Below are 20,473 nucleotides of genomic sequence, written 5' to 3' on the forward strand. Positions count from 1 at the left end.
CCGCTGCCGCGAGTTATCGCGACAGACCTTCAGGGCGGCACTTGTTCTCCCTTACGCGGGGGAGAGCTTCGGTCGCTTTCACGGCCGTGGTACGGCTCGCCGCTGAGTTGTTGCAGCGGTGTGGACAGGTCTACTTGATCATTGGAAAAGGGGCTAGGCCGCGAGGTCCAAAGACTCCAAAAGGTTTCATCCCTGTGGGTGTAGCCGTCTTAGCGCAAGGATTGCTTGGCATAGAACTTGATGGGACCGTCGCCGGACGCGGTGAGCGAGTAGGGAACAGGGCGCCCGGTCGCCTCCCCGACAGTCGTGCGCGTCTCCAGTGCCTCTGCCAGCAGCGGTCCGGTGCCCGTACACAGCCCGCTGAAGTGCTGGGGGGCGTCGTAGCGATCACAGTGTCCGCGCTTTTGGCGCATGCGGACAAGATCTCGAGCCGGGAACTATGCGAAAGCTACGGCAGGGCCCACGGGAAAGCGCACATGAAAACTATCGAATACCGGCACCGCTATCAGCATATGTATGTTGCGGCGCGCTACTCGGGAGCGCGCCACCTAATCTCCGTAGCCGTCATTGGTCTGGTCGTGACCGGAGCGCTGTTGGTGTACTGCGTGCCATTGGCAACCACCCGCGACTGGCTAGTCGTACCTACGACACTGACGCTCGCAAGTTTTGTCGAGTACTGGATGCATCGCGGGCCGATGCATCATCCAACACGCGGCCTGCGCGCAGTCCACGAGCGTCACGGCCGACGGCACCATCGCTACTTCGCTCCCGATGCGATGACCTTCCAGAACGCACGTGACCTGCATGCGGTTTTGTTTCCGCCTGTACTGATCATCTTCTTCGCCGCCATTGCGACCATCCTAGGCGCAGTCCTGGCCCTGATTTGGGGGGCGGCCGCCGGTGGGCTGTTCGCCGCGACGGTTATCGGGTACTACCTGGCCTATGAGACGTTGCATTTGTTCTACCATCTGGCCGAGCGCGTGCCAGGAAGGCGATGGCGCTGGCTAGCGTTCCTCTCGCGACACCATCAACTTCATCATGATCCACGCGACATGCTTTCCTGCAACTTCAACCTTGTCTTTCCGATCTTCGACTGGCTCTTTGGAACCCTGCGCACGAGTGCCGCAATGGACCCTCGGACGGGCGAGCGGGGGAGGGCTGGCGCAATCGGACAAGACTCGCCGGACCGGGTGTCCTAGAACACCTCCCACCGAACCGGCTGGAGCGCCTTCGTGAGTGGTCACACCCGTAACAGACGCGAATTCATGGCTTCCCTTGCCGGCGTTATTGCCGGGTGCTGTCTTCCCTCAATGGCCTCGGCCGCCACGCAGACGCGATCCAAGCTCAGTCTGCCGCCTTCAGCCATTCAGTCCGACTACGATGTGGTAGTCGTCGGCTCAGGCTATGGCGGCGCGGTTATGGCCGCCCGACTTGCCCCCGGTCGAAAGCTGTGTGTCCTGGAGCGGGGGCGGGAGTGGCAGCCCAGTGACTTCCCGAGCCAGCTGGATCAGGCGATCGGGGAGTTCCGAGGCAGCACGAAGCCACTGGGGCTCTTTGACTACCACGCAGGCCCACACGTCGATGTGCTCGTAGGGAACGGCTTGGGCGGCACATCGCTGATCAATGCCAATGTCGTCATGCCACCGGATCGCGACATCTTCTCCGGTTGGCCGGCCGCCATTCGCAACGATTACGCGTCTGGTGTCATGGCAGGCTACGAGAAACGAGTTCTAGATATGCTAGCGGTGGAGGCTGTAGGCCAGGCAGACGGTCTGCGCAAAAACTGGTTCCATGTATCTACCAGCGAACAGCGTAAGAAGGCCGGCAGCCGTGGCAAGACTGGAAACCTCCCGCTATCAGTAAATCTTTCGCGTTATGCGTCTGCCCCGAATGCGCAGGGCGTTGTGCAAGCACTTTGCAAGCGGTGCGGCGATTGCGTGACAGGGTGCCGCTACGGGGCAAAGAACTCTCTCGACGTCAACTACCTGCCGCTGGCAAGGCAGAGAGGTGCTGAGATCATCAGCCGCACTGAGGTCAGTCACGTTGAGCGATTGGCGAACGGTCAGTGGAGGGTGCACTACGTCGCCCGGCCGGAGGGCGCAGCGGCCTATAGCGGGGCTCTGACGGCCCGTGCCGTCGTACTCAGTGCCGGCACCCTTGGCACGACCAAGATTCTAATGCGCTCACGCGCCCAGGGCCTCCCTCTATCGGATGCACTGGGCAAGCGCTTCTCCGCAAACGGTGACATTCTGGGCCTTGCCTACAACACCGACGTGCAAACGAACATCATGGGCTTTGGCACCGGACTGCCGGCCATGGGTTTGCAAAAGGTAGGGCCCACGATCACGACCGTGTCGGACTATCGAGGTGCCGCTGCCGTGTCCGAGCGCTTCCTCATCGAAGACGGCGCCGTGCCAAGCTTGTTGGTCGATGCCATGCGTACCGGGTTGCCACCTCTGGCCGGAATCAGCACTTCGATCCCCGAGGACCAGCGTATGGCCAAAGACCTTGCCGGGAAGGACGCCCGGGGCGCCCTGAACCACAGCATGATCTACCTCGGTATCGGCCACGACTCTGCCGGCGGCCGCTTGGAGCTGGCGGCTAACGGAAGTGTTTCAGTTAACTGGCCTGGCATTACCGATGAGCCATTTGTGTCTCGAATTCGCGCTGAAATGACTCGGCATGCGAACGCATTCGAAGGCACCTACTTGGACAGCCCGCGTTCGCATCCCATCTTTGGAGGTGCGATGACCACGGTCCATCCTCTCGGAGGATCCCCCATGAGTGATCGGTCCGATTCGGGGGTGGTCAATGCCAATGGCCAGGTTTACGACCCGCGTACGGGGTTGACGGGGGTACACTCCGGCCTTTACGCCGTGGACGGCTCCATTGTGCCGGGATCGATTGGTGTGAATCCATTGTTGACCATTGCAGCCTTGGCCGAACGTGCGGCGGATCGCTTTTCTTGAAGGAGCTTCAAATGAAATGGATTTTGGCGTTTATCCTTCTCCTGCCTGGGATCGCATTCGGACGCGGCATCGCATTCTCTGAGGAAATGCATGGCTATGCGTTCTTCAAAGGCGAGTTTCGTGACGTTGACGTGTACCTGGACGTCACCGTTCAAGACATCGACGCATGGCGAAGCAACCCCCAGCATGCCGCGAAAGTGCGTGGGTGGCTCGTCGTCAATAGTCAGTGGCACAGCATCACGGGAACGCTCAATATTCTAGCGCCCGCTCCCGGCGACACTGGGCGACTGCTGAAGTACTCGCTTCAGGGAACCAGCTTGAAGTTCCTTGGTGCCAAGCATGTATACGACAACGGTGGCTTCGATCTGGTAGACGATATGACCACGCTACGCGGTGCGCTGCGATCGGTCGGTGAATCCATGCCGACAATCGAAGATATGCTCTACCGTGACGCGTGGTCATCAGAGATTAGATTTGAATGGTGGGCCTCAGGGGTCCTGTGGAACTTCACGACTTCGTTCAGAACGATTGATACCCCTTGGTATCAAGAACTCGAAGTTCGCGCGCTGTTCGTGAAAACGGTGTTCGGTGGCATTGCCTCCGAGTTCTTCCCTTGGCTTCCGCAGCCATGACGATTGGCGTCGGGGCCGCCGGCACGTCGACAGGCGGTCACCGAAGCATCCCGATGACAGAACCTAGTGTGTGCGCGCAGTATGCGGACGCGTTTCTCGACTACTTGGCGCATCGAGGCGTAAGAAGTCCTGGCGCCGGTTGCTTCGCCGTACCGAAGGCAAGCCCGATGCTGGGCCGAGTAGCGTCTCAACGCTTCTGTGACCTGGTCAGCTCCAGTGTCCAGCAGTTGGGCGATCCAGCCATCGGGCTCAAATTTGGCGGGATGGTGGGCGGGAACGCCTTCGGTCTGCTGGGAGTCGCGAGCGCTACCGCCGAAACGCTGGCAGACGTGATCCGAACGCTATCCAGAATGGAGTCACTCACGAGCACCCTGGGTCAGGTGAGCGTAGTTCGTGATGCGAAGGTCGTACATTTGCGGTGGAAGGCTCATGGACAGCCACCGTCGCCTGCGGTCGTCGAAGGCATCTTGGCAGGATGGGCATCGTTCGGTCGTTACTTGCTTGGGGCCAACGTTCCCGTTCGATCCATCTCGTTCTGCCATGATCGACGTGCTAGTTCAGCTGCCTACGAAGATGCATTGGCATGTGACGTGCGGTTCAATGCGCGTTGGAATGCCCTGACGGTGGCCACCGACCTGCTGGACGCGAGGACACGGTTCTTCGAGCCCAGGCTTCATAACGCGCTTTGGCGCTGGTCGGACGCTTCAATCATCGTGGCTTCCGCTGCCTCATCAAGCCTCGTGCGTCGAGTAGTCGACGTCATCGACGGCAAGCTTCCGTGGTCAGTACCTTCTGAATCCGAGATCGCCCGCGAGTTGGGAATGAGTTGCCGAAACCTGCAGCGTCGCCTGCATTGTTCGGGATTGACTTATCGCCGCCTGCTGGAATGCGTGCGAGGCAAGGTGGCCATCGGTGCCATGATGAACGGTTCTCAGAGTTTTGTGCGGATCGCCGAGCGCATTGGCTACGCCGAGCAGGCGTCGTTCTGCCGGTCTTTCCGACGCTGGGCAGGCATTGCGCCGAGCGAGTTTACCCGAGCGCTTGCACCGCATTTTTTCGCACTTAGAACTCAAACTCCACCGACAATGGGATAGTTCTCGCAGCTGCCAAGAAACCCTCGGCAGGGGGCAGTCGGTCCATTCGCTGGGCTGCCCCCCGATTCCGTGCGGGGCGAGCGGTACCTGACCAACTTGTGCCAAGCACGACTGCGCGAGCGACCGTGGTCTATTGGTGGGCGTTCAAAGGTGATCTTACTCGCGTTGGAGGTTGCAGCGAGCAATGCCCGACGGCATCAGTGATCCGCTAGTTGGAACCGAGGCGAACTCTCGAGCCCGACAGTTCGCTCTCCAGAGCTAGTTCGTCCGTCCGTGAGAGGTAAGCGCCAAGCTCCCTGCTTCACGACTGATCTAGCTTTCGCGCGAAATTGTACTGAAGTTCCCCGTTGGAATACTGAGTTCAAAATGACCTTGAACTCGTTCCCCGAAGTGTCTAGATGAACGTTTCTCGAATGCTGTCCAGAACTTGGGCGACGTCGGTCACTTCTTCGGCCTTGCTCTTGGCTTCAAGGGCGCGCTTGATCGCTCGTTCCACTTTTGCGACGCCGTTTCCAGCTTCATAGTATTGCTCTGAATGCGTGACGAACGACAATACAAGTATGGCAAGAGTGGAGAGACTTGCCCTTCTTGGGTCGCGAGCGGATGCGGAGAATGGTCGAAGCGTGCAGGTGTTCATGACGGCTGGTAGATCAAGGCTGTACTAGTAGGTACGGCCTCAATCCCCAGGCCCCGCCACTGCCAATGTCTTGACTAACGGTCGAGGTATGGCGGAGCAACTCTTCGAAGCGCGTAGGGACTGATCAGCGGCACGGTCGCGAATCATCCAGCCGAAGGCGGGACCATGTAACCGATGCGCTTCTGTGGCGATGGGCGGTCGCGCCTTAGGAAATTACCGGTCTTACGGTCCGCGATCGCCTCAGATCCCTTTCGAATTACTAGCTATACCCAGCTGAAGTGCCCAAGATGAAATCTGTTTCAGAATCCACCTACCGTGCAGAGCTTCGCGTGCAGCATGTTCGTGGGCCAATCCTGTTCTCGCCACTCCAACATCAGAGGTACTCCACGCTGGAGCTGGCTGCGGAAGCGGGTCTCGCACCGGCGCAGTCAAGAGCGCAGGATATCGGCCTGGGAGTCATGCTATGCGTATACGACGATTCTGGCCACCTGATTCTTCGATGTCTAAGGTGGGGCAATGATCGCCCACTTGCGCAGCTTGGCGCGGATCAGACGATGCGAAGAATTGTCTGACCATTTGCCTTAGGGTTGGAGATGAGAGGCTGCCCAAAGGACGACCGGTGGCTGCACTGATAGACGCCGGGCTTTCATGATTGTTCATTTCTGGTCCGAGTTCGCTGGCTATTTGGGCATGGGGTGGTGCGGTCCTGGCACGCCGGCCCCGCCTGGGGCGCACGTCCAACGCTGTGAACAGGCCGGGGCTTAGATGTTCAATTGAACTGCCATGCGCCTTCTGGGATGGCTTTGGCAGGGTTCGTCGATGACGGCTTTAAACGGCTGGTCGCCGAAGATCGTATCGACACCAGTCTGCCGTCAGCGCGGCTCTTCTCTACGAAACAATGGTCGCAATAGCGTCTTGACTGTCCCCCCACTGAATCCCTTCGGGTCGGTGATTGGACGAGAGCAGCCCCGGATTCGCCGCCATGGCGGACGCTATCCAGAATTGCCGTATTAGAAGTGGCAGCGTGTGCATACCGTGCTCGTTGCCCATCAAACTGACGAGACCCAACTATGCACACCGCGAAAAAAGTCGCCATGGCTCTCATGCTCACGGCCGCTGCCACGAACGCTAGCGCAACAGAACTGGGGGATATGCTGAATGCAGCACTCGACCTGTGCGACAACCAGCTACGGGCGACGTCGAGTATTCCCGCCAATTACCAGCCCACTCCAGGTTGCGGCGTGTCTCCTGCCTTCAACGTTGCGCTTCATATGGGCGGATTTCAGATTGGCACGCCCAGTGAATGGCGAACTCTAGCGGGCGGGGCCTCAGGCTGCTATGAACATCTTAAGTCGTATGAAATTGCCCCCGGCGTTGGACTCGAGGTGGGCATGTTTTGGCAACTTCGGAGTGTCACTGTTCTTGAGAATGGGGTGCCGAAGACGCAGATGCAAAAGCATTGCCAGGCAGTTCTCAAGGGCTAACTACAAAGATCGCAAAGCGCCTGTGAATGGGGATAAGAGTAGCAATAATCTGTTCGAAAAAAGCAATGTTAAGGGCAATCTTTGCCGCGTCCGTCGATCTACCGAAAGCGGAGTCAAGCACTTGTGGAGCCAGCTCGCGCCAATTCCTTCATCGGGTTATGCATCTCATCATCTTAGGGCGTGCAATCCACCAGCAAGTTGGTCAGGTCGGACGCAGGCTGTTCCGCTGTGTGGTCCGTCGCGCATCTTAGTCAAATGCGAATGCATCCGGATTGGCTGCAAAGACGCAGCATGGCGGAAAAAGTAGACGAAGCGCGTAGTGGAATGTGACCCATTGCGTTCACATCAATGAGAGCTTCCCAAATGAAACATGCAAAATATTCTAAGGTCATCTTGGCGGCAGCCGTCGGAGCATTGACGATGTCGAGCGGGCTTGCGGCGCCCACCGATTCAGGGGGGGGCGATGGTAGTTCCTTGGAATCAGTTTTAGATGGAGTGCAAAGTTGGTTTAGCGATGCAGTCGCAGCATTGCTTCCCGAAAGTGGGGCCGTTGGGCCATTTGAGCCGCTCAAGCCATCATACAAGCGTCCAACCAAGCGGCCGTTCCCTAGTTTTCCGAGCGGCGATCCAGTTCCGGGTGTCGAGGTAGGTTATCTGTCAGGCAGTGCCGGAGTCGGCGGCTCCGGCCAAGCCACCTACAGCATTCCGTTGGAGGTGCCAGCGGGCGTGCGGAGCATGCAGCCTGAATTGAGTTTGTCCTACAGCAGCGGGGGTGCGGACGGTCCGCTGGGCATCGGCTGGTCTCTGCAGGGAGCATCCAGCATCGAGCGGTGCAACAAGACACTCCGCACCGAGGGCATCGTGGACGGTGTGACGTTCTCTGACGACGACGCCCTCTGTCTGAACGGTGAGAAGCTCGTCCTCGTAGGAAAGCAAGCAAATGGGGATCCGGAATACCGGACCGAATCGAGCCCGTTTGACAAGATCGTACATAAACTGGCTAGCAATAGCTTTGTGCTGTGGTCAAAAGACGGACGAATCGCGACGTACAGTCCACTCAGTGCGCCTCGCAGCAAGATCGTCGATCCGCACACGGCCGATAGGCTGGCCCCCTGGCGGGTCACTGTTGAGCCGGACGCGCAAGTCGTCGCGGCATGGCCTCTAGCCCGGCTGGAGGATCAGTTTGGCAATGCCGTCAAGTACACATACGACCCCCCGGTGGTGACTACCATTGAGGGTGTAGGTGTGGGGCAGGAAGTGCGGCTGAAAGAAATATCCTATTCCTTTGAAAAGAGCGCCGTTGGTAACCGACAAATAAAGTTTTGGTACGACGACCGTCCCGAGGGAAGTTCGAATAGGTTCGCCTTCCAAAATGGCGTTAGATCGGATCTGTCCAAGGTCCTAAAGCGCGTTGAAATGTGGGCCCCGCCTCAGCCAGGACTGGGCCCTGTGAAGCAATGGCAATACGAGCTGGATTTCAAGACGTCGCAGCGCAGCGCACGCCCTGAACTGGTCAGCGTGCGGAAGTGCGACAACCTGGGTAACTGTGGATGGAAGAAGGAGTTTACGTGGCAGGGACAGAAGGATTCGCTCCACCTCAACGCCACTTCTTCGGTGATTGCGACGGCATGGGGGTCGCTAGAAAATGCGCTTCCCGTGGTGTGGGAGCAGAATCCAATCGTCCTCGATGCGGATGGAGATGGTCGGAGTGACATTATTTTTTACGATACCAACGACCTAAACAGCGATAAGCCGGCTTGGAAAATTGCTTTGTCTTCGGATTGGGCTTTTCATACTTTGCGGACTGGCGAACATCTTCTTGATATCGAGGATGGCGCGAACATTGCGTCAGGTCGCTACCGGGTTGCAGATGTAAACAACGATGGTCGAGACGATCTGATCGCCGGGCTCGATATTAAGGCAGGGTACGATGGTGCGGGGAACGCAGGGCGCTTTGAGTACCATTGTCTTACTTGGAACAGTGTCGTTAGCGCGCTAGTAGAATGTATGGCGCCTGAGAAGAAAGACGCGTCCAACTCGGATCAAACTCCCCGATTCCTGGGCGAAGAACGTTATCGCTGGCCGCTGTGGAACTTCGCAGACGTAGATGGCGATGGTCGGATCGACCTAGTCGAGAACAATCATGTAAGAAAAAATATCGGAATCACTTCAAATGGTGATGTCGCATTCAATCCGACTCTTCATCCGATGGATCTGCTCGATATGGATGATGCGCCCAATAATCAGATCGCATGGCCATGGAAGGTCTACAACCGCGGTGCCATGGCGTTTGATTCTAATGGGGATGGGCGCGGCGAGCTGACACTGATCTCGCCCGATGGCATTGAGGTGGATACGCTGGGCTCGAGTGATTACTCGCTAAGCGCAGGGGAGCCGGAGGCCCGAAGCTTTGGGCTTGCGGCAGATGGAACGCCAATTATCCAGACCATTGCGGGCCTGGGCGTAAGTTCAATTCCGTATGCGCGACGCAGCATCATCAATTCGTCCAACGTAGATGTGAGTGATGCCAGGATGGGGCATTCGGTCATGGCGGATGTCAACGGCGATGGCCTCAAAGATCGGGTGATCATCTGGCACGAAATGAAGGGCGATAAGCTTTATGTTTCCGGTGAAAGCCCCAGGTCGCATGCCGGCAATCTGGGAACGCACATTCAATTCAACACGGGCCGAGGGTTTACGCATGCATTTCGCACTAAGTTGCAGATACGGCCTATTGAGGACACTCTCGCGCACTTCGCCGATGGGACGGGGGCGGGTGATGTAGGGCAGATGTCTACTCGATGGCCTGCCGCGGTGGATGTGGTTGACCTGAATGGGGATGGTCGTGATGACTTGCTAATCAAGACAGGGATCAGTTGGAAGTGGAATCCCCAAGCGGATGAACTGGGATTGCTAGAGACCCCTGGCAACGCTATTGATCCAACAGTTACAGACGGAAAAACATTTCGTCTTGTTCGCGCCTACATTTCTACGGGAGCCGACTTCAAGTTGATCGAGGGCGTATTCGATCCGGGCATGGTTGAGGGCGGATATTCGTACGGAGAAGGGGTTGCGGGCGGGCTTTCAGGATATACGGCGACCAAGCCTGTGGAGTTGGATGGCGACCCCACTCCGGAGTATATCAAGCGAGGCTCCAATGGCTGGGATCTCATGAAGGTCGAATTGGACTCCGGCTTGCCTGAGGTCATCGTCGAGGTTCGCGATGAAGGGTCCACTGTTGTCAAGGATAAGTTCGCTTATCACGACCAATCGTTCTCCCGAACGGGGGGGGGGTGCAACTATCCGATCGCATGCCCGGCGCGGCTTACGACTATCGTGGATCAGCACCACACATATGTCGGTCACGATAAGAATGGCCTGCCCATGTACCGCCGGTTCAAGTATGAATTCATGCGCCCACGCGTGGACCTGCGTGGACGCGGAATGCTGGGTTTTGACAGGACGCGTATGGTCGACCTCGACACCGCGGCTGAAACGGTGTCCGAGTTCGAGTTGAATACAATGCAGATCGGGGAGTTCTTCCCGTATGCAGGCATCGCCACCAAGGTCACAACGAACGTGCCGGTGCTGGAGGCGCCCGCTGATGGCGCACCAAATCTCGCGTCATACGTTGGAAGCAGCGTGAAGGTTCGCCAGACTTTGGTGAATCAGCTCCCTGACGTCAAGCTGTTGAATCCGGATTCTGGAAACAACCCGAAGAGCTACTTTACTTACGTCAAGGTTGCTACAAGTTCGACGCACGAAATGAGTATGCAGCTTCAAGTTACAGGCAACATTCCTAGCCTTTCAAATCCAGGTGCGAGCGCGCTTCTGGGCTATGCGGAGAATACCTACGCCTATGACGAATGGGGTAACCAGACGTCCGCAGTTGTCGATGTGATGAATGGCGAAGTCCGCAAAACCACCACCACCTACATCAACGATCCGACGAAGTGGCTGTTGGGCCTGCCGGACGTGGCGACAAGCGAATCGTTGGGCAAGAAGCGCATTGTTGATTATGGCTACACTGACAAAGGTCATCTGCAGACGATCCAGATCCAGCCGAACGACCCGGACCTGACGGTGCGTAGCACGACGACTCGGATAGCGGATACGCGCGGATTGGTCTATCAGGTTGCGATTGAAGCGCCAAGTGTGCCGGTCCGAGTGACAAATCTTTACTACGATGACGACTTTGTGTTCCTGGCGCAGACGAAGAATCCGTTGGGGCACACAGATACCGTGCTGCAGCATCCGGCTTTTGGCGTGCCGGTCGTCACGCAGGACCTTCTAGGTGTTGTCTCGACGATCCAATACGACAGTTTTGGGCGTCTAAAGTCCACCAATGGACCCACCGATATGGATGTCCAGGATGTGACATATGCACCATGGGTAGATGCGGGGGGGCAGATCCAAGGTTTGAAGGTCCGCACCCAGACCACGGATGGCGGCGATTCCTCGATGTACAGCGATGAGCTGGGCCGCGATGCCATGTCAACCAAGAAGGGATTTGACGGCAGCGATCTATATGCTAGTCAAAGCTATAACCTCTTGGGTCAGGTCGTGGAGATTGCGCATCCCGAGGAGGGCGCCATTTCCGGGTACAAAGATCGTATGACCTATGACACGCTGGGTCGCCCGTGAAGGCGGTCGACGCAAACGAAGTCGACATGTCCTATGAGTACGAACCATTCCTGACGCACATCTACTTGCCTCGTGAGCCCGGTGATGACCCGGGCACGTTCGGTACGCTGCCGTACCACCATAAGCGCACTCTGCATACGGATTCGATGGGGCGGGTGGACTGGACTGAGGAGAAGGGGATCAGTGACAAGGGGCCGATTGTGCTCCATACCAGCTTTGCCTATGACGCGTTTGACACCCTGTACACGAGCACCGATCCGAAGAACAACAAGATCGTGATCCTGAGCGACGTGCTGGGGCGCACGGTCCAGATCACGGATCCTGATGCCGGCGTTCGTAAGTACACCCTCAACGGATTGGGCGAAATTGACAACGAAACGACGCCGCTCAATCAAAAGATCGACTACAAATACGATGCGCTTAGTCGACTTACGCTTCGAAATGATTCCGAGGGCGTGACGCAATTTGCCTGGGACCAGACTCCCAATGGTTTAGGTCAGCTGGGTGGCACGTCCGGTCCGTTCGTCGATAAGGGGCCCGTCGGCGTTCCAAATGGCGTCGCCGACGTTCCTCGGATTAGCACCGGCTATTCCTACAACGCCTTGGGTCAGCTCGAGCTGTCGCTGCAGAAGTTTAGTGCGGCTGATGGAGGCCTTAAGGAAGAGGTTTACACGACGACGATGGAATATGACAACTTCGGTCGCCCGAGAGGTGTCGGCTATCCCAACGCGGGATCCGCGACGATGTTCGTAACGTTCGACTACAACGCCAATGGTTATAGGAAGTCGGTGACCCGCGGCACGCTAGGTGGTGGTACGAAGTTGGTCTGGGAGACGCTTGAGCGTGATGCCAACCTGGCGTTGGTTGAAGGAAAGTTCGGTAACAACGTGCTCACCCATTGGACGCGTAATCCGATTACCGGTCTCGTCGACAAGATCACCTCCAAGCCAGTGATCTCCGCGGGCGTTAACCCCTTGTTCGAGGTCAGCTACGGCTACGATACGGCTTACAACGTGAAGTCGCGCAGTTGGAATGGCGTAGCATTTGGCAGTAAAACGATCAATGAGGAGTTCACGTATGACATCCTCGATCGCTTGAGCACCTTGGAAGCTCAGCGGGGTCGATGCCAATCAGGACGGTGGGCGTCGTTATGGGTACGATACCCTTGGCAATCTGACCCTCATAACCAAGAACGGAGCTGCAATATATAGCGCCGAGTACGGCGTAAATGGCAAGCCCAATGCGTTGAAGTCCTATACGGAGCTGCCGGGCAATGGCCAGCCCGGGCTTCCGGTCTTCCCCAGCTACGATGTAGCTGGGCGTCAGACGATCCCGAATCTGCGGACGGTTACGTACAACGACCAGGACATGCCGCTTCAGGTGACCAAGGGCGCCGTCAAACACAACTTCCGCTATGCCCCCCTGGGTGGTCGTATCGAGAAGAAGAGTTCGGATGGCAAGCGCACGGTGTACATGGCTGGGTTGTATGAGCGACGCACCGTCGGTAGCACTTCAGAGCACGTGTACATGGTGCCGGGCGAGGACGGCGCAGCAGCACAAGTGACAAGGACCTGTACTGGTTCCACCAATTGTAGTGAGAAGATCAGTTATCTGACGCGAGATCAGTTGGGTTCTTCGAGCGCGGCATTCAATGATAACGGTGACGTAGAAGCGCAGGTGTTTGATCCATGGGGTAAACGCGTCTTCCACACCGGTGGCAACACGATCGCACTTCTGAATGAGGTCAAGCACGGCTTCACCAAACAGCGCCACGAGGATGAGCTGGGGTGGATCGACATGAATGCGCGCATGTATGACCCGATCCAGCGGCGGTTCATCTCGCCGGATCCGATTCTGGCAGATCCAATGTTCAGTACTGGCCGCAGTCCCTACACCTACGTGCGAAACAATCCCATGCGCTACACGGACCCCACGGGGCTCTACGAGACGGAGCAACCGGATACGAAGGGTGGCAATCCATTGCCTTCTGCTTCTGCTTCAGTTTCAACTCAAGACAGCTGCAAGTGTAGGCATCGAGGTGAAGGCTCCTTGGGCAAACTCCCGCTGGACTGGTTCAAGCCAAGCAAGGCACAAGCTGGCTCCCCTGTAGAGCAATCAGGTGGTGGCGGTGGAGGGCGCGGCGGCTGGGGGCCTAGTTTGAGCGATGCGCCCTCCGCTACAGAAATGTCCCAGAACGAGGCTGAGGATGCCTACTACGGCCAAGATCGTTGGAAGGCCCCTGGTGATGCAGATGAAGGCGGCTCTCCGCAGGGTGGAGGTCCAGCCGGCGGGTGGGGGGTGTTTGAGGACTACCTCAATCTGGTCAACGGTGGTTGGCAGATCGCCGAGATGATTCGCAATACCTACGCCGATGTCCACGATGCAGCAATTACTGGAAATGCGAAGGACATCGCTTTGGCCGGCTTGTCAGTACGTCAAACCGGTGACGCAGTTTTGTTGTCCGTCTTGGAAGTTGGTCAGGCATTGGCGCCGTTGAAGGGGGCCGCTGCCGCGGGTTCTGGCGCGCGACTCGGAGGTCTATCTAAGAAGCAGAAGGAGATAGTACGGGCCGCAGATAAGATGAGAAGGGCGCTAATGGAACAAGCTCTAGATGAGCTGGCGAAAGATCCAGACAATGTCTACAAGCTGCACGAAGTGCTAACACACATGTCGCCTGACCAATACGCGGCGTTCAAGTCGGCTCTTCGAACAATTGGTCCTTCGGAACAATTCATGGTCAGATTTGCTAAGACGCACGCAGAAGAGGCTCTCCATCTGGTCAACGAGGCACGGCAGATCGACCATCTCGCAGGTCAGAAGCCTGGACAGTACTATGAGAGTTTCATTGGGTTGGTAAAGACGTTTGCAAAGTAGCTGTATTTGTTCTCAAACAAGCTCGCGACGGCGCGAGCTTGTTTGTCTGAACAGTCGCTACTACACGCGTCTGATTCGCAGCTGCGGCCTGCAGCAGGAGTTCATCACGCCGCACTGCCCACAGCAGAGCGGCATGACCGAGCGAGCCATCCGGACCTTGAAGTGGCAATGCATCCATCGCCACTGCTTCGAGTGCCAGCAGCACGCGACGCGGAGCATTGGCGACTGGCTCCGGTTCTCAACATCGGCGTCCGCACCAGGCGCTAGAAGACACCCTGATGCGCATGCATAGCGGCGGCCTGACCTGTGCAGGAACCGCTGGGGTCGTTAAATTCTCCACCCGCTTGATGGCTTGTGTAAGACCAAAAGGTCTTCAGGACGCAGGCTGTTCCGCTGTGTGGTCCGTCGCGCATCTTAGTCAAATGCGAATGCATCCGGATTGGCTGCAAAGACGCAGCATGGCGGAAAAAGTAGACGAAGCGCGTAGTGGAATGTGACCCATTGCGTTCACATCAATGAGAGCTTCCCAAATGAAACATGCAAAATATTCTAAGGTCATCTTGGCGGCAGCCGTCGGAGCATTGACGATGTCGAGCGGGCTTGCGGCGCCCACCGATTCAGGGGGGGGGCGATGGTAGTTCCTTGGAATCAGTTTTAGATGGAGTGCAAAGTTGGTTTAGCGATGCAGTCGCAGCATTGCTTCCCGAAAGTGGGGCCGTTGGGCCATTTGAGCCGCTCAAGCCATCATACAAGCGTCCAACCAAGCGGCCGTTCCCTAGTTTTCCGAGCGGCGATCCAGTTCCGGGTGTCGAGGTAGGTTATCTGTCAGGCAGTGCCGGAGTCGGCGGCTCCGGCCAAGCCACCTACAGCATTCCGTTGGAGGTGCCAGCGGGCGTGCGGAGCATGCAGCCTGAATTGAGTTTGTCCTACAGCAGCGGGGGTGCGGACGGTCCGCTGGGCATCGGCTGGTCTCTGCAGGGAGCATCCAGCATCGAGCGGTGCAACAAGACACTCCGCACCGAGGGCATCGTGGACGGTGTGACGTTCTCTGACGACGACGCCCTCTGTCTGAACGGTGAGAAGCTCGTCCTCGTAGGAAAGCAAGCAAATGGGGATCCGGAATACCGGACCGAATCGAGCCCGTTTGACAAGATCGTACATAAACTGGCTAGCAATAGCTTTGTGCTGTGGTCAAAAGACGGACGAATCGCGACGTACAGTCCACTCAGTGCGCCTCGCAGCAAGATCGTCGATCCGCACACGGCCGATAGGCTGGCCCCCTGGCGGGTCACTGTTGAGCCGGACGCGCAAGTCGTCGCGGCATGGCCTCTAGCCCGGCTGGAGGATCAGTTTGGCAATGCCGTCAAGTACACATACGACCCCCCGGTGGTGACTACCATTGAGGGTGTAGGTGTGGGGCAGGAAGTGCGGCTGAAAGAAATATCCTATTCCTTTGAAAAGAGCGCCGTTGGTAACCGACAAATAAAGTTTTGGTACGACGACCGTCCCGAGGGAAGTTCGAATAGGTTCGCCTTCCAAAATGGCGTTAGATCGGATCTGTCCAAGGTCCTAAAGCGCGTTGAAATGTGGGCCCCGCCTCAGCCAGGACTGGGCCCTGTGAAGCAATGGCAATACGAGCTGGATTTCAAGACGTCGCAGCGCAGCGCACGCCCTGAACTGGTCAGCGTGCGGAAGTGCGACAACCTGGGTAACTGTGGATGGAAGAAGGAGTTTACGTGGCAGGGACAGAAGGATTCGCTCCACCTCAACGCCACTTCTTCGGTGATTGCGACGGCATGGGGGTCGCTAGAAAATGCGCTTCCCGTGGTGTGGGAGCAGAATCCAATCGTCCTCGATGCGGATGGAGATGGTCGGAGTGACATTATTTTTTACGATACCAACGACCTAAACAGCGATAAGCCGGCTTGGAAAATTGCTTTGTCTTCGGATTGGGCTTTTCATACTTTGCGGACTGGCGAACATCTTCTTGATATCGAGGATGGCGCGAACATTGCGTCAGGTCGCTACCGGGTTGCAGATGTAAACAACGATGGTCGAGACGATCTGATCGCCGGGCTCGATATTAAGGCAGGGTACGATGGTGCGGGGAACGCAGGGCGCTTTGAGTACCATTGTCTTACTTGGAACAGTGTCGTTAGCGCGCTAGTAGAATGTATGGCGCCTGAGAAGAAAGACGCGTCCAACTCGGATCAAACTCCCCGATTCCTGGGCGAAGAACGTTATCGCTGGCCGCTGTGGAACTTCGCAGACGTAGATGGCGATGGTCGGATCGACCTAGTCGAGAACAATCATGTAAGAAAAAATATCGGAATCACTTCAAATGGTGATGTCGCATTCAATCCGACTCTTCATCCGATGGATCTGCTCGATATGGATGATGCGCCCAATAATCAGATCGCATGGCCATGGAAGGTCTACAACCGCGGTGCCATGGCGTTTGATTCTAATGGGGATGGGCGCGGCGAGCTGACACTGATCTCGCCCGATGGCATTGAGGTGGATACGCTGGGCTCGAGTGATTACTCGCTAAGCGCAGGGGAGCCGGAGGCCCGAAGCTTTGGGCTTGCGGCAGATGGAACGCCAATTATCCAGACCATTGCGGGCCTGGGCGTAAGTTCAATTCCGTATGCGCGACGCAGCATCATCAATTCGTCCAACGTAGATGTGAGTGATGCCAGGATGGGGCATTCGGTCATGGCGGATGTCAACGGCGATGGCCTCAAAGATCGGGTGATCATCTGGCACGAAATGAAGGGCGATAAGCTTTATGTTTCCGGTGAAAGCCCCAGGTCGCATGCCGGCAATCTGGGAACGCACATTCAATTCAACACGGGCCGAGGGTTTACGCATGCATTTCGCACTAAGTTGCAGATACGGCCTATTGAGGACACTCTCGCGCACTTCGCCGATGGGACGGGGGCGGGTGATGTAGGGCAGATGTCTACTCGATGGCCTGCCGCGGTGGATGTGGTTGACCTGAATGGGGATGGTCGTGATGACTTGCTAATCAAGACAGGGATCAGTTGGAAGTGGAATCCCCAAGCGGATGAACTGGGATTGCTAGAGACCCCTGGCAACGCTATTGATCCAACAGTTACAGACGGAAAACATTTCGTCTTGTTCGCGCCTACATTTCTACGGGAGCCGACTTCAAGTTGATCGAGGGCGTATTCGATCCGGGCATGGTTGAGGGCGGATATTCGTACGGAGAAGGGGTTGCGGGCGGGCTTTCAGGATATACGGCGACCAAGCCTGTGGAGTTGGATGGCGACCCCACTCCGGAGTATATCAAGCGAGGCTCCAATGGCTGGGATCTCATGAAGGTCGAATTGGACTCCGGCTTGCCTGAGGTCATCGTCGAGGTTCGCGATGAAGGGTCCACTGTTGTCAAGGATAAGTTCGCTTATCACGACCAATCGTTCTCCCGAACGGGGGGGGGGTGCAACTATCCGATCGCATGCCCGGCGCGGCTTACGACTATCGTGGATCAGCACCACACATATGTCGGTCACGATAAGAATGGCCTGCCCATGTACCGCCGGTTCAAGTATGAATTCATGCGCCCACGCGTGGACCTGCGTGGACGCGGAATGCTGGGTTTTGACAGGACGCGTATGGTCGACCTCGACACCGCGGCTGAAACGGTGTCCGAGTTCGAGTTGAATACAATGCAGATCGGGGAGTTCTTCCCGTATGCAGGCATCGCCACCAAGGTCACAACGAACGTGCCGGTGCTGGAGGCGCCCGCTGATGGCGCACCAAATCTCGCGTCATACGTTGGAAGCAGCGTGAAGGTTCGCCAGACTTTGGTGAATCAGCTCCCTGACGTCAAGCTGTTGAATCCGGATTCTGGAAACAACCCGAAGAGCTACTTTACTTACGTCAAGGTTGCTACAAGTTCGACGCACGAAATGAGTATGCAGCTTCAAGTTACAGGCAACATTCCTAGCCTTTCAAATCCGGTGCGAGCGCGCTTCTGGGCTATGCGGAGAATACCTACGCCTATGACGAATGGGGTAACCAGACGTCCGCAGTTGTCGATGTGATGAATGGCGAAGTCCGCAAAACCACCACCACCTACATCAACGATCCGACGAAGTGGCTGTTGGGCCTGCCGGACGTGGCGACAAGCGAATCGTTGGGCAAGAAGCGCATTGTTGATTATGGCTACACTGACAAAGGTCATCTGCAGACGATCCAGATCCAGCCGAACGACCCGGACCTGACGGTGCGTAGCACGACGACTCGGATAGCGGATACGCGCGGATTGGTCTATCAGGTTGCGATTGAAGCGCCAAGTGTGCCGGTCCGAGTGACAAATCTTTACTACGATGACGACTTTGTGTTCCTGGCGCAGACGAAGAATCCGTTGGGGCACACAGATACCGTGCTGCAGCATCCGGCTTTTGGCGTGCCGGTCGTCACGCAGGACCTTCTAGGTGTTGTCTCGACGATCCAATACGACAGTTTTGGGCGTCTAAAGTCCACCAATGGACCCACCGATATGGATGTCCAGGATGTGACATATGCACCATGGGTAGATGCGGGGGGGCAGATCCAAGGTTTGAAGGTCCGCACCCAGACCACGGATGGCGGCGATTCCTCGATGTACAGCGATGAGCTGGGCCGCGATGCCATGTCAACCAAGAAGGGATTTGACGGCAGCGATCTATATGCTAGTCAAAGCTATAACCTCTTGGGTCAGGTCGTGGAGATTGCGCATCCCGAGGAGGGCGCCATTTCCGGGTACAAAGATCGTATGACCTATGACACGCTGGGTCGCCCCGTGAAGGCGGTCGACGCAAACGAAGTCGACATGTCCTATGAGTACGAACCATTCCTGACGCACATCTACTTGCCTCGTGAGCCCGGTGATGACCCGGGCACGTTCGGTACGCTGCCGTACCACCATAAGCGCACTCTGCATACGGATTCGATGGGGCGGGTGGACTGGACTGAGGAGAAGGGGATCAGTGACAAGGGGCCGATTGTGCTCCATACCAGCTTTGCCTATGACGCGTTTGACACCCTGTACACGAGCACCGATCCGAAGAACAACAAGATCGTGATCCTGAGCGACGTGCTGGGGCGCACGGTCCAGATCACGGATCCTGATGCCGGCGTTCGTAAGTACACCCTCAACGGATTGGGCGAAATTGACAACGAAACGACGCCGCTCAATCAAAAGATCGACTACAAATACGATGCGCTTAGTCGACTTACGCTTCGAAATGATTCCGAGGGCGTGACGCAATTTGCCTGGGACCAGACTCCCAATGGTTTAGGTCAGCTGGGTGGCACGTCCGGTCCGTTCGTCGATAAGGGGCCCGTCGGCGTTCCAAATGGCGTCGCCGACGTTCCTCGGATTAGCACCGGCTATTCCTACAACGCCTTGGGTCAGCTCGAGCTGTCGCTGCAGAAGTTTAGTGCGGCTGATGGAGGCCTTAAGGAAGAGGTTTACACGACGACGATGGAATATGACAACTTCGGTCGCCCGAGAGGTGTCGGCTATCCCAACGCGGGATCCGCGACGATGTTCGTAACGTTCGACTACAACGCCAATGGTTATAGGAAGTCGGTGACCCGCGGCACGCTAGGTGGTGGTACGAAGTTGGTCTGGGAGACGCTTGAGCGTGATGCCAACCTGGCGTTGGTTGAAGGAAAGTTCGGTAACAACGTGCTCACCCATTGGACGCGTAATCCGATTACCGGTCTCGTCGACAAGATCACCTCCAAGCCAGTGATCTCCGCGGGCGTTAACCCCTTGTTCGAGGTCAGCTACGGCTACGATACGGCTTACAACGTGAAGTCGCGCAGTTGGAATGGCGTAGCATTTGGCAGTAAAACGATCAATGAGGAGTTCACGTATGACATCCTCGATCGCTTGAGCACCTGGAAGCTCAGCGGGGTCGATGCCAATCAGGACGGTGGGCGTCGTTATGGGTACGATACCCTTGGCAATCTGACCCTCATAACCAAGAACGGAGCTGCAATATATAGCGCCGAGTACGGCGTAAATGGCAAGCCCAATGCGTTGAAGTCCTATACGGAGCTGCCGGGCAATGGCCAGCCCGGGCTTCCGGTCTTCCCAGCTACGATGTAGCTGGGCGTCAGACGA

Annotated in this window: 13 protein-coding genes; 12 read left to right on the plus strand and 1 reads right to left on the minus strand. The window is 56.9% G+C overall.

From position 1 onward, the window contains the following. The first annotated feature begins 476 nt into the window (after nucleotides 1-476). The 4 genes from I8J32_RS12095 (at nucleotide 477) to I8J32_RS12110 (ending at nucleotide 4,695) form a co-directional block, all read left to right on the plus strand. Complete coding sequence (locus I8J32_RS12095; protein WP_200612507.1) at nucleotides 477-1,199, plus strand: sterol desaturase family protein; 723 nt, start codon at nucleotides 477-479, stop codon at nucleotides 1,197-1,199. 66 nt (nucleotides 1,200-1,265) lie between these two features. Beyond that, nucleotides 1,266-2,969, plus strand: coding sequence for a GMC family oxidoreductase N-terminal domain-containing protein (locus I8J32_RS12100; protein WP_200612509.1), 1,704 nt, complete (start codon nucleotides 1,266-1,268; stop codon nucleotides 2,967-2,969). A gap of 11 nt (nucleotides 2,970-2,980) precedes the next feature. After that, nucleotides 2,981-3,601, plus strand: coding sequence for a hypothetical protein (locus I8J32_RS12105; protein WP_200612510.1), 621 nt, complete (start codon nucleotides 2,981-2,983; stop codon nucleotides 3,599-3,601). 167 nt (nucleotides 3,602-3,768) lie between these two features. After that, on the plus strand, nucleotides 3,769-4,695 hold the full coding sequence (locus I8J32_RS12110) for an AraC family transcriptional regulator (RefSeq protein ID WP_200612513.1): 927 nt from the start codon (nucleotides 3,769-3,771) through the stop codon (nucleotides 4,693-4,695). Between the two features lie 394 nt (nucleotides 4,696-5,089). Here the strand turns inward: I8J32_RS12110 and I8J32_RS12115 are convergent, their stop codons facing one another. After that, nucleotides 5,090-5,332, minus strand: a complete 243-nt coding sequence (locus tag I8J32_RS12115) for a hypothetical protein (protein WP_200612516.1) — start codon at nucleotides 5,330-5,332, stop codon at nucleotides 5,090-5,092. Nucleotides 5,333-6,402: 1,070 nt separating this feature from the next. Between I8J32_RS12115 and I8J32_RS12120 the strand changes: the two genes are divergently transcribed. From I8J32_RS12120 to I8J32_RS12155, 8 genes are all read left to right on the plus strand, one after another. Beyond that, nucleotides 6,403-6,816: a hypothetical protein gene (locus tag I8J32_RS12120; RefSeq protein WP_200612519.1), complete on the plus strand. Its 414-nt coding sequence runs from the start codon at nucleotides 6,403-6,405 to the stop codon at nucleotides 6,814-6,816. Between the two features lie 474 nt (nucleotides 6,817-7,290). After that, the gene (locus I8J32_RS12125) at nucleotides 7,291-11,460 is read left to right on the plus strand and encodes a SpvB/TcaC N-terminal domain-containing protein (protein ID WP_207526577.1); all 4,170 of its coding nucleotides are present in this window, start codon (nucleotides 7,291-7,293) and stop codon (nucleotides 11,458-11,460) included. Between the two features lie 26 nt (nucleotides 11,461-11,486). After that, nucleotides 11,487-12,671 (plus strand): RHS repeat domain-containing protein, encoded by a 1,185-nt coding sequence (locus I8J32_RS12130; protein ID WP_207526578.1) that lies wholly within the window; start codon nucleotides 11,487-11,489, stop codon nucleotides 12,669-12,671. Between the two features lie 34 nt (nucleotides 12,672-12,705). Then, nucleotides 12,706-14,334, plus strand: a complete 1,629-nt coding sequence (locus I8J32_RS12135) for an RHS repeat domain-containing protein (protein WP_207526580.1) — start codon at nucleotides 12,706-12,708, stop codon at nucleotides 14,332-14,334. Nucleotides 14,335-14,467: 133 nt separating this feature from the next. Further along, on the plus strand, nucleotides 14,468-14,626 hold the full coding sequence (locus I8J32_RS17675) for a hypothetical protein (RefSeq protein ID WP_245156324.1): 159 nt from the start codon (nucleotides 14,468-14,470) through the stop codon (nucleotides 14,624-14,626). A 350-nt stretch (nucleotides 14,627-14,976) separates the two neighbouring features. After that, nucleotides 14,977-17,514 (plus strand): SpvB/TcaC N-terminal domain-containing protein, encoded by a 2,538-nt coding sequence (locus I8J32_RS12145; RefSeq protein WP_207526581.1) that lies wholly within the window; start codon nucleotides 14,977-14,979, stop codon nucleotides 17,512-17,514. Beyond that, nucleotides 17,511-18,401, plus strand: coding sequence for a hypothetical protein (locus I8J32_RS12150; RefSeq protein ID WP_207526582.1), 891 nt, complete (start codon nucleotides 17,511-17,513; stop codon nucleotides 18,399-18,401). Before I8J32_RS12145 ends, I8J32_RS12150 begins: the two co-directional genes overlap by 4 nt. Next, the gene (locus I8J32_RS12155) at nucleotides 18,401-20,458 is read left to right on the plus strand and encodes an RHS repeat domain-containing protein (RefSeq protein WP_207526583.1); all 2,058 of its coding nucleotides are present in this window, start codon (nucleotides 18,401-18,403) and stop codon (nucleotides 20,456-20,458) included. Before I8J32_RS12150 ends, I8J32_RS12155 begins: the two co-directional genes overlap by 1 nt. The last annotated feature ends 15 nt before the right edge of the window (nucleotides 20,459-20,473 follow it).

Origin of the sequence: Lysobacter solisilvae (assembly GCF_016613535.2) — a bacterium.
Classification (GTDB): Bacteria; Pseudomonadota; Gammaproteobacteria; order Xanthomonadales; family Xanthomonadaceae; genus Agrilutibacter; species Agrilutibacter solisilvae.